Origin of the sequence: Dorea sp. AGR2135, from assembly GCF_000420885.1 — a bacterium.
Taxonomy (GTDB): Bacteria; Bacillota; Clostridia; order Lachnospirales; family Lachnospiraceae; genus Dorea; species Dorea formicigenerans.
The window spans coordinates 1-10,398 of sequence record NZ_ATVU01000051.1; the positions used below are offsets into that span (position 1 = coordinate 1).

The window sequence follows — 10,398 nt, forward strand, 5'->3', positions numbered from 1 at the left end:
TTGTATTTATATTTGAAATTGCCACTTTTTCATTTCCCCTTTTTAAATTACCGTTTATCGTTTTTTCATATCCACATTATAACATTCTCATATCAGCACTACAATAAAATTTTATGCTCCGATAATCTTATTGAACAGCTCTAACAGACACCATGTCATCACTCCGATCTGAAATTTTGGCAAGAAAAAAGCAGTCAATCATAAGACTAACTGCTTTGTGTAGATATGAACTTATAAAATATTTAGTTTATGATATTGCAACATCATTTAATGTCCTCTGTGTTTTGCTTTTTTCTTTTGTTGCTTCAACTTAAACTTTTGTTCTGCGTCCATTTGCTTTTTATGTTTGGAATTAGATTTATATTCTTCTTTTTTTAATTCATGTTGTAATTTTAAAGCTTGTTGCGATTTTGTCCCAATTCCATTGTTCTGTAATTGTTTCTTTACATCTCTAAGAACTCTTTTAGGATTTTTCTTATCCTTTTTTACAATCGTTTCAACTGCTGGACTAAATTGTAAATCATAATAATGTTTCAACACAAATTCTTGAATATCGTAATCTTTTGGCTCTGCACCAAATGTTACCTTTGCTACGGAAAGTTTTCCATCACAAATTCTTTCAAAAACTCCAACCCAAAAAGGTTCTGCAAAATACACAGTCAATTTACATTTTATTGTCTTCATATCAATCCCTCCTTGTTTATTTCCAAACAAAGAACGGACAACCCGGAGGGGCAGGTTACTTACCCTATAAACATAGGACGGCTGGGCTACCTACCAGCTCTCACATAATAAAATGCTTTGCGTTTTTATCTTTGTCATTTTAGATAATCATTATTTGATTACCTTTCTTGAAAATTATACCATTCCTATATCAGCACTACAATAAAATTTTATGCACCGATAATCTTATTGAACAGCTCTAACAAACACCATTTCATCACTCCAATCTGAAATTTAGGTATGAAAAAAGCAGTCAATCCTAAGACTAACTGCTTTGTGTATAGAGATATGAAATTGTGAAATAGAATTTGCCTATTTCAAATCAAAAAGAGAATTTTCATAGTCCTTTACATAGTATCGTATATTTTTACGCCCCTTTTGAATAATGGTATGTCCCTCTGCTTCTAATTTTTCTTTCTGCGCTTCAATACCATTTGGATATTTAGCATTTAATTCTCCGTTTGCTTTTAATGTTCTCCAATAGGGTGTTTCATCTTCGGAACGCTGATAACTCGCCCACGCTACAATAGAAACAAATATACCCGCTGTAATCGGCTCTGTAAAATCTGCACCACTCAATTTTGCAAAGTGTTCTCGTATTTTTCCAACCGTAATCACTTTACCATACGGAACTTTTTTCATTACTTTGTCATAGTCAATCGGGGGAGCAAAATACATTTTGTTTCCACCATATTTCTCAATACTTTTCTGGTCTATGATAATTTGAAATTTTGGCATATCCTTACTATCATGCAACATAGCATTAAAATCTTTTTTATCTTCATTTGCCATTTGTGCCACCTCCTACTTTAAGGATAGTCTGTTTCTTATTTCCATGCAATGAGGCTGTTTGAAAATTATTAACACTTTCAAATTTGTCGCTTTTTTCATATCCATATTATAACAGTTCCATATATCCGCCACAATAAAAATCAGCATACCCTTAGCATTTATGGAACAAAAATGCACACTTTTTCTTTCTTCCTCTTGATTACCCCACAACAGAAAAGAAAAAGCCCTGTCAAGAGCCTTGCCACCATTGGTGGTGCTTTGCACTCTTTACTGGGCTTTTTGTTTGCTGTATCTTCCATGCAAGAGGAAATTAAAGACCTCTGTTCCATTTCGCCTTTAGATAATCTTCATAATCTCCCTCATTGAAGTCTACTTGTGGAGAAGTGTCGGGAATGTTGTTTCTGTTGTCTATATCCGCAAGCTGACGAAATATCCAATCATCATAAGGGTCATGGTATTTATACTCTTTGGGCTGTTCTCTGTATCGGTCTAACCCTCGCATTTCCTTATGTACTTTTATCATGCGTTCCAGTTTTTGACGCTGTATCAACTGCTTGATTTCCATAAGTTCTTCCAACTCCGTAACCTCATTGGTAATGTAGTTATGGATATACTGTATGAGTTTATATGCCTTGTAAAATGTGCATTCTTTTTCATCATCGAAAAATTCATTTTCAGACAGGTAATCTAAGGAAACATTGAAGTCTTGTTCCCGTTTGATAATATCCATGATATAGGGCTCAGTGTGGTCAATATACTTCCATTCTCCCGACAATAATTCATTGGGCGTTACACCCAGCACGTCCATTATCTTCTCTAACGTATCAAAGGTAGGATAATTCACACCTCGTTCAATTTTGGAAAGGCTCTGCATATTGATACCGATTTTGTCCGCAAGTTCCTGTTGTTTCATTCCTCTGTGTTTTCTTATGGTCTGTATGTTCTCTCCTAAGAAACTGATTTTCTTTTCATAATGCTCCATAACTTAGTATAACCGCTCCTTTCGTTGCTTTTCTTGGTATTTATAAGCATATCATACTTAATATATATCTAAAAGTCAACAAAAACTTCTTGACAAGTAATTCTAATGGCGTTATTATCGCATCAGATAGAGTGATTAAGCACGCTAGGGTCAATCACACGCTTGAGTAAGCACAAAAATATGTATTTTCACTTTGATAGCATGAATAAGCATGGACTATCAGACCGAAAACAAGGTTTCTGACTGGGGCTGTTCCGTTTAGCCACGAGCCTTACAAGGCTCGTGAGCGTTAAGAACGGGGCAGACACAGGAAGAAAGGGAACGCCTTTAGGCGTTCGTAAAGGGCGTATATGTAACACCGCCCTGCGCATACATGTCATAGTACCTAGAAACTGTGATAAATAAAGGACAAAACACAATTTTTACCCCGCAAAAAAACGAGAAGTACGAAAGGAGAAATGCACTATAACTACACACAAAAATTTATCCGTTAAGATTGATTACATCAGTATTGTATTTGAAACGGCAACCGCCGAAGATGTTATCATGCACATTTTAGGTTTACCGACTGATATTTTCAATGTCTATCCGGCAAGCATTAAATACAAAACCTATCAAGCACGCTGGCAGATTGGAGATATTTATGTATCGGGGGACGCAAGAAAGACAGAGGACAACCCACAAGGGTTAGGCTGTTATCTTGTTATGACCGGAAGAGGTTGTGATGATATTTTCCGTATTCTCGACAGTAGGAATTATACCTTTGGGGATATGTTCCGGCGCTGTGAGCGAAGATACGGACTGGATAACTTCCATTTCACAAGGCTTGATATTGCCATTGATGATAAGAACGAAAAGCCATTTTTTACCATAGAGCAGATAAAGAAGAAATGTGAAAAAGAGGAATTTATCTCGAATAGTGAGGGCTACCACTTTGACGAAAGCAAGTTTGATGATTTCGACACCGCAAAGACTGTTTATATCGGTGCTGGGAAATCGGGATTGTCCTACCGCTTTTATGATAAGGATAAGGAAGTCTGTTCAAAACATAACAAGACACTTGAGGAAGTTGGCAGTTGGAAACGGACAGAAATGCAACTGCGTGATGATAAGGCTCATGCTTTTGCCATGACATTCAAGGACAGACCGCTGGAACTTGGGGAACTGGCTTTCGGACTATTGGCAAATAACCTACGCTTTGTCATGCCAAACAGAAACGAAAGTAATAAGAGCAGATGGAAAACGTGTCGGTTTTGGGAACGATTTTTAGGGGCTGTGGAAGTCTTGAAACTGCAAGTACCAAAACAGCAAAACTCCCTTGAAGAAACACAGCAATGGCTTACAGAGGGTGGCGTGATTTCCGCTGTCAAAAGTTTTTACTTCTTGGAAGAACATGACGCATTAGGTGGACTGGAAAAAGTGGGAACTATGCTTGATAAGGCAAGATACAGTAATTCCCTTTCCAGTAAACTAACTGCTCATTTACAGAGGATAAACCGCACCGACCTTATCCCTTATATTCAATATGACACGAAACATGGGAAAGGGGGGATCTGATGAATAACAACGATATTCCCGTATGGGAAAAATACACCCTTACCATTGAAGAAGCGTCAAAGTATTTCCGTATCGGAGAAAACAAGTTAAGACGCTTGGCAGAGGAAAACAAGGACGCTGGCTGGCTCATTATGAATGGCAACCGCATACAGATTAAACGCCGACAGTTTGAAAAGGTCATTGATAAATTGGACGCAATCTAATGCAAATGAGCCTTGTATGTGTTATGATGAACACAAGTCATATCAAGGCTCTTTCCAACAAGGAAAGGAGCAGACACCATGAAAGAAAAAAGACGGGATAGCAAAGGACGTATCCTGCATACTGGAGAGAGCCAACGAACAGACGGAAAATACTTATATAAATATGTGGACGCATTTGGAAACACGAAATATGTGTATGCTTGGAGATTGACACCCACAGACCCGACACCAAAGGGAAAACGGGAAAAACCCTCACTTCGAGAACTGGAACAGCAGATAAGACGGGATATTGAGGACGGTATCGACAGCACAGGCAAGAAAATGACACTTTGCCAACTCTACGCCAAACAGAACGCACAGAGGGCAAATGTGAAGAAAAGCACACAGAAACAACGGGAACAACTCATGCGGTTATTGAAAGAGGACAAGTTGGGTGCTAGGAGCATTGATACGATAAAACCCTCTGACGCTAAGGAATGGGCGTTACGCATGAAAGAGAAAGGCTTTTCCTACAATACCATTAACAACCATAAACGCTCGTTAAAAGCGTCATTCTATATCGCCATACAAGACGATTGTGTAAGGAAGAACCCTTTTGATTTTAAGTTAAGTGAAGTCCTAGAAAATGATACCAAAGAGAAAGTTGCATTGACAGAGGAACAGGAACAAGTCCTACTGTCATTCATCAAGACGGACAACGCGTATCACAAATATTATGATGATGTGCTGATACTGTTGAAAACTGGACTTCGTATCTCGGAACTGTGCGGACTGACAGTAGCCGATATTGATTTCAAGAATGAAGTTGTGATTATCGACCACCAGTTATTAAAGAGCAAGGAACAAGGCTATTATATTGAAACGCCCAAAACAAAGAGCGGAACAAGGCAAGTACCATTAAGCAAGGAAACGATACAAGCATTTCAACGAGTGATGAAGAAACGTCCAAAGGCAGAACCATTTGTGATAGACGGACGGAGCAACTTCTTATTTGCCAATCATAAAGGCAAGCCCAAAGTTGCCATTGATTATACCGCCTTATTTATCCGCATGGTAAAGAAATACAACAAGCACCATAAGGACAATCCCTTGCCACATATCACACCGCATACACTACGCCATACGTTCTGCACAAGACTGGCAAGCAAGAACATGAACCCGAAAGATTTACAGTATATCATGGGGCATTCAAATATCAGTATCACAATGAACTGGTACGCTCATGCGTCCATAGATACCGCAAAATCAGAGGTTCAGCGTCTAATTGCATAAGAAGTATTTACCACGATTTTAACCACGCTTGATAGCGAAAATATAAGAAGATAGACCTAGATATGCGAGGTTTACCACAAAAGCAAAATGCCCGTAGAGCCTATAAAATAAGGCTTTGCGGACATTTGAGAAGATATAAAAAGATAGTCAAAAAGACATATATAATTTAATATCAAATAAAGAAATCGCCTAGAAATTATTGAGGATAATTGAAAATTTGTGGATACTTTGTGTTATGTGTTGTAACATTCGAAAAGCAGTTAATCTTAGGATTGACTGCTTTTTTCTTATATAATAGGAAATTCCGATTTTTGTTGGAACAATGAATGAAAATAGCCCGCACAAAATCGGGCATGAGAACAAGATGACGCTCGTTAGAAGATATAAAAACCTTCTACACCAGCCTCATCGGCAAATAAATCATCTTCGTTTAAAAAGAAATCCATATCCAGAAGTTCATCCTCGCTCATATTGCGAATGTCCTTAGATGTCATTCCTTCTGGTGGATTGTCCATGTATTTTTTGCGTAATTCCTCGATATTAGATTTCATGGTAGTATTCCTCCTTTTAGAGGATTATATCATAGAACATGAAAAAAGAAATCATGCAGAAGAACGCTTTCCGAAAGATTTGGACATTGCTCTCTCATAGAGTTCTTCGAGGGATACGCGCTTATGATTATAATAGAGTTCCAAAAGCTCCATTTTGTGTTTGCAATTCGGACACTCTAAAGGATCATAACCAAAAGAAGAAAGAATGGCAGTGCGCCATTGGTTGAAACTCCGGCAAATACGATGTTTGCTTTTCGAGATCGCACGATAAAGTTTTTCGTCTGTTTTTCGATGTCTGGCATATAAGCCACCATATCGAATCATTTTGAAGTACTTCTCAGGGATATGACGAATTAATCGTTTGATAAAATCAATTGCCGGGAGAGTTTCTACAATATATTTATTATCTTCATGCCGATTGTAATGGAAGGGAACAGTATCACCATCATAGCTGTCTATTCTGGATGTAGCAATTACAGGGCGACCAAGATAACGCCCAATGTATTTGATGACTGTTTTGGAATCAGAAAGATTCGGTTTGGCATAGACACTGGCAGACAGTCTGACCGAAAAATGATGGAACTGAAAGGAGAAAAGAAAGCATGAATTTTGACAGAATCTTTATAACTGGTTTTTAAGCAACGCACAGAGCCTTGTGCTGATGGCGATTGTTGTTATCGGAATCTACTTGGGATTCAAGCGTGAGTTTTCCAAACCTATCGGATTCTTGGTAGTTGCCTTAGTAGCCGTTGGTCTTGTATTCAATGCGTCCGGCGTAAAAGATGTATTGTTACAGTTATTCAATAAGATTATTGGAGCATAAAATTAGTATTGCTATTGTGCGGACATTTGCATATAATAAAGATAGATGGAAATACTACTCACGAAAGGAGATGTTTTATATGGCTACAAAATCAGCAAATTTATATGCAAGGATTGAACCAGATGTCAAAGAAAAAGCAGAAAGTATCCTGTCTACACTTGGTATCCCTGCTTCCAGTGCTATCAATATGTTTTATAAACAGATTATCTTACAGAGAGGACTTCCGTTTGAAGTAAAAATACCATCTGCCAGACCTGTTGATATCAGCACATTATCAGAAGCAGAGTTCAATGAAGAATTGGAGAAAGGATATGCGGATATGCAGGCTGGACGGACAAAAAATGCGAAGAAAGCATTTGCTGACATTCGCAAGGATTATGGCTTATGATATATGAAGTAGAATTATCCGAACAGGCTGACAGTGATTTGAGAGGGATTTTTGAATATATTGCTTTTGAATTACAATCGCCGGAAAATGCAAGCGGACAGCTTGACCGTCTGGAAGAACAGATATTAAGTCTGGATACGATGCCGGAGCGTTATCGAAAATATGAAAAAGAACCGTGGAAAAGCCGTGGACTTCGTGTATTACCAGTAGACAATTATGTGGTACTTTATATTCCAGACAGCGATAAAAAGGTTGTAACAATACTTAGAGTAATGTATGCCGGACGGGACACAGACAATCAGTTAAATCTCCACACAAAGCAATAAAGGATATGATTTTACCGTTGCCTACGAAGTAGATCAGCAGGTAAAAGAGGGAGAACAGATACAGGCAGTCGCAGAAAACTATACCGTGACCGTTCATGTAGATAAGGACGGTGTAATGGTCATTACCCAGAATCCTACCCTTGCTCCTGTATCCGGCGACTATGTATTTTCAGAGCTGGTAAATCCTGTTTTTACCAAAGATGGCGATAATCTTAAGGTCAGTGTGTCTGTGAAGTATCTGGATAACAAGTCGAAAATGACGCAAATCTCACAGTATGAGCTGGTGCTTCATAAGGACGATAACTGGAAGATTGTAGAATAAATGATACCACAAAAGACCGTAGCCTGTAAGATAACATTCTAATGTAAAATACAAGCTACGGTTTTATCATTGATTTTTTATGGGTAAGGAAATAGTCGTGGAAAATCCGTTATTTAATGCACTTGAAATAGATACAGTTCCATTATGAATAGAAACAATTTCTTTCACAAGAAGAAGCCCTAAACCATGCCGTAAATCTAACCTTTCATCTGTACTTTGCAGATAATGAGGTGTTGACTGTATTTTTTGTAATTTTTCTTCTGATATTCCTTTTCCGTTATCACTGATTACCAATATTAAATTGTTTCCGTTTACAGCTAAACTAACTGAGATTGTACAACCATTTTCATTATGATTGATACTGTTAGAAATAATATTTTGTATTGCTCGATATAACAATCTTTCATTTCCTATAATAGAGATTTGTTCTGTATTACAGTCTAAATTTAATTCAAAATCAAATTTATTATTTAGATTGTTATTTAGATACTCAACGACAATTTCTCGTATCATTTTACATAAATGAACAGGCGTTTGTTTAACTGGCTGAACATTATAATTTAATTGACTCACAAGGTTCAAATCCTGAACCAAATTTTTAATTTTAACACTTTGGATTTTGATAATATTTGCTTGTTTTCTGGTGTTTTCCCCAACATCTAATGAAGAAGTTATTCTATCTGCATACCCCATAATCATGGAAAGAGGTGTTCGTATATCATGTGAAACGCCACTTATCCAGTTTGCTCTCGCTTTATTTTGTTTGTCTAATTGCAATGATGTTTCGTTAATACGTTTTCCAACATCTTCCAATTCCCCATTTATATTAAGGACAACCGTTTCGCCATGAGATAGCTTATCCAATCCATTGAGAATAGGAGCAACTTTCAGCATTACATTTCGTTTTGATAAATAATATACAATAAACAGAATAGTTACATTTGATACCAACATAATAAAAAGAATAATGGGAGTTTTCTGCATTGCTGATAAAGGAAGATAGTTAGTCACAAATTTTGAATAACTGTTCTTCGGATAACCTAATACCAATAAATCATTTTCTTGCTTCCATGTGAATACGGGATAATTTTTGATATACCCCTTAGAAAAGGTGGCAACGTCTTGTAATGAATATTTAAGTGGTATTTCTTCTGGTAGATTGTATTGCCAGATTACATTACCGCTATTATCTATTACAATTCCCCAGATATTGTTTGTAATTAAATCTTTTTGACACCTATTATTTAATATATATTTTCCATCTTGGATAGTAAGATTATTAGATACTTTTTCTAATGTTTGGACAGGATTATTTTCGCTTATACTGTTGACAGTATCATTAAAAGTTAGGAAGAAAAGCAGTAAATCAAAACCCACTATAAGGATTATTACTGACAAGTATATGAATAAATGTTTACTAATAAATTTTCCAAAATTCCGCATTATTATAACCTGCTCTCCACATTTATTTTATATCCCAATCCTTTAACAGTTATTAGTGATTTTGGTTTTGAGGGAGTAATTTCAATTTTTTCTCGTATGCGTCGAATATGAGCAATTAGCGAATTTCCATATCCAAATGGATTGTCGCCCCATACAGCTTCACAAAGAGCGTCTATTGTTACGATATGGTTAGCATTTCGTACAAGTGCTTCTAAAATATCATGTTCTTTTGCAGTAAGAGGTAAAATCTTATCTTCCCATATAACCTGTGCATTAGCTAAATCAATTTTACAATCACGTAATTCTATAAGTGGGCTATCTTCCTTATAACATCTGCGTAATACAGCATTTAGACGAAATATAAGTTCTTTTGGCATAAAGGGTTTTGTTATATAATCGTCAGCTCCCAACCCAAATCCCGAATATTTATCCTGTATATCATCTTTTGCGGTCAAAAATATCACTGGAATATTAGTGAAACTTCTTAGTGTTTCCATAAGTTCAAAACCGCTTCCATCTGGAAGCATGACATCTAATATAGCTATATCTGGTTTTTCCTGTTGACAGATTTCCAAAGCTGTTTTTACACAATCAGCGGTAATAATATTTAAAAAATTTTCATCTTCTAATATGGTTATAAGCATACTTCTTAAACATTCTTCATCATCAACGATCAATATTTTTTTTGATTTTAAGTATGTATCATTCATTTATTTGTCACGCCCTTTTTGCAGTTTCTTTATCCCATTGTACCAAATCGCTGGCGCGATGGCTAGCGTTACGTACAATAAGGTCGCCACTTTTTTTTCAAAAATAAAAGTAGCAGTTTTTTTGTATATGTTATATTGTTAAGTTACCACACTCAAACAATTACACACAAAAGAACTGCTATGCTTATGTTATCATGTTTTTTTATTCTTAACAATTACATATCTGATTTTTTTATTCGTCCGCCTCCCTTTAGGTGTTTGTTTTTACTTTTTTTATTACAAACATCATTTATTTTAGGAGGTTCA

12 protein-coding genes and 2 pseudogenes are annotated in these 10,398 nt (G+C 36.4%); 7 read left to right on the forward strand and 7 right to left on the reverse strand.

Going from position 1 to position 10,398, the window contains the following annotated elements; genetic code table 11:
- Window positions 1-267: 267 nt before the first annotated feature.
- From G593_RS0117545 to G593_RS0117560, 3 genes are all read right to left on the reverse strand, one after another.
- Window positions 268-684, reverse strand: coding sequence for a YjdF family protein (locus G593_RS0117545; protein WP_005428613.1), 417 nt, complete (start codon window positions 682-684; stop codon window positions 268-270).
- A 351-nt stretch (window positions 685-1,035) separates the two neighbouring features.
- Complete coding sequence (locus G593_RS0117550) at window positions 1,036-1,515, reverse strand: MGMT family protein (RefSeq protein WP_002322212.1); 480 nt, start codon at window positions 1,513-1,515, stop codon at window positions 1,036-1,038.
- Between the two features lie 310 nt (window positions 1,516-1,825).
- Window positions 1,826-2,497 (reverse strand): helix-turn-helix domain-containing protein, encoded by a 672-nt coding sequence (locus G593_RS0117560; RefSeq protein WP_022293717.1) that lies wholly within the window; start codon window positions 2,495-2,497, stop codon window positions 1,826-1,828.
- Between the two features lie 495 nt (window positions 2,498-2,992).
- Between G593_RS0117560 and G593_RS0117565 the strand changes: the two genes are divergently transcribed.
- From G593_RS0117565 to G593_RS0117575, 3 genes are all read left to right on the forward strand, one after another.
- A complete protein-coding gene (locus G593_RS0117565; RefSeq protein ID WP_279222299.1) occupies window positions 2,993-4,054 on the forward strand; it encodes a replication initiation factor domain-containing protein in 1,062 nt (353 codons plus the stop codon).
- Entirely contained in the window at window positions 4,054-4,257 is a 204-nt protein-coding gene (locus G593_RS0117570; RefSeq protein WP_002610247.1) for an excisionase, read from the forward strand. The genes G593_RS0117565 and G593_RS0117570 overlap by 1 nt, the downstream gene beginning before the upstream one ends.
- 78 nt (window positions 4,258-4,335) lie before the next feature.
- A complete protein-coding gene (locus G593_RS0117575) occupies window positions 4,336-5,529 on the forward strand; it encodes a tyrosine-type recombinase/integrase (RefSeq protein WP_029732522.1) in 1,194 nt (397 codons plus the stop codon).
- Window positions 5,530-5,903: 374 nt separating this feature from the next.
- On the opposite strand, the gene G593_RS20585 is transcribed toward G593_RS0117575, so the two are convergent.
- Complete coding sequence (locus tag G593_RS20585) at window positions 5,904-6,080, reverse strand: hypothetical protein (RefSeq protein ID WP_005341558.1); 177 nt, start codon at window positions 6,078-6,080, stop codon at window positions 5,904-5,906.
- A 51-nt stretch (window positions 6,081-6,131) separates the two neighbouring features.
- Window positions 6,132-6,629: pseudogene (locus G593_RS21840) on the reverse strand (transposase); the annotation flags it as partial.
- 112 nt (window positions 6,630-6,741) lie between these two features.
- On the opposite strand from G593_RS21840, the gene G593_RS20415 reads away from it, so the two are divergent.
- The 4 genes and pseudogenes from G593_RS20415 to G593_RS18915 form a co-directional block, all read left to right on the forward strand.
- Window positions 6,742-6,903, forward strand: coding sequence for a hypothetical protein (locus tag G593_RS20415; RefSeq protein ID WP_044994808.1), 162 nt, complete (start codon window positions 6,742-6,744; stop codon window positions 6,901-6,903).
- A 79-nt stretch (window positions 6,904-6,982) separates the two neighbouring features.
- Window positions 6,983-7,291 carry a type II toxin-antitoxin system RelB/DinJ family antitoxin gene (locus tag G593_RS0117600; RefSeq protein WP_028087852.1) on the forward strand — a complete coding sequence of 103 codons (309 nt, stop codon included), beginning with the start codon at window positions 6,983-6,985 and terminating at the stop codon, window positions 7,289-7,291.
- Window positions 7,288-7,617, forward strand: coding sequence for a type II toxin-antitoxin system RelE/ParE family toxin (locus G593_RS0117605; RefSeq protein WP_028087853.1), 330 nt, complete (start codon window positions 7,288-7,290; stop codon window positions 7,615-7,617). The genes G593_RS0117600 and G593_RS0117605 overlap by 4 nt, the downstream gene beginning before the upstream one ends.
- A gap of 10 nt (window positions 7,618-7,627) precedes the next feature.
- Window positions 7,628-7,939: pseudogene (locus G593_RS18915) on the forward strand (conjugal transfer protein); the annotation flags it as partial.
- A gap of 66 nt (window positions 7,940-8,005) precedes the next feature.
- Here G593_RS18915 and G593_RS0117615 read toward each other — a convergent pair.
- Both G593_RS0117615 and G593_RS0117620 read right to left on the reverse strand, forming a co-directional pair.
- A complete protein-coding gene (locus G593_RS0117615; protein ID WP_029732525.1) occupies window positions 8,006-9,382 on the reverse strand; it encodes a sensor histidine kinase in 1,377 nt (458 codons plus the stop codon).
- Window positions 9,383-9,384: 2 nt separating this feature from the next.
- Window positions 9,385-10,092 carry a response regulator transcription factor gene (locus G593_RS0117620; RefSeq protein ID WP_029732526.1) on the reverse strand — a complete coding sequence of 236 codons (708 nt, stop codon included), beginning with the start codon at window positions 10,090-10,092 and terminating at the stop codon, window positions 9,385-9,387.
- Window positions 10,093-10,398: the final 306 nt, after the last annotated feature.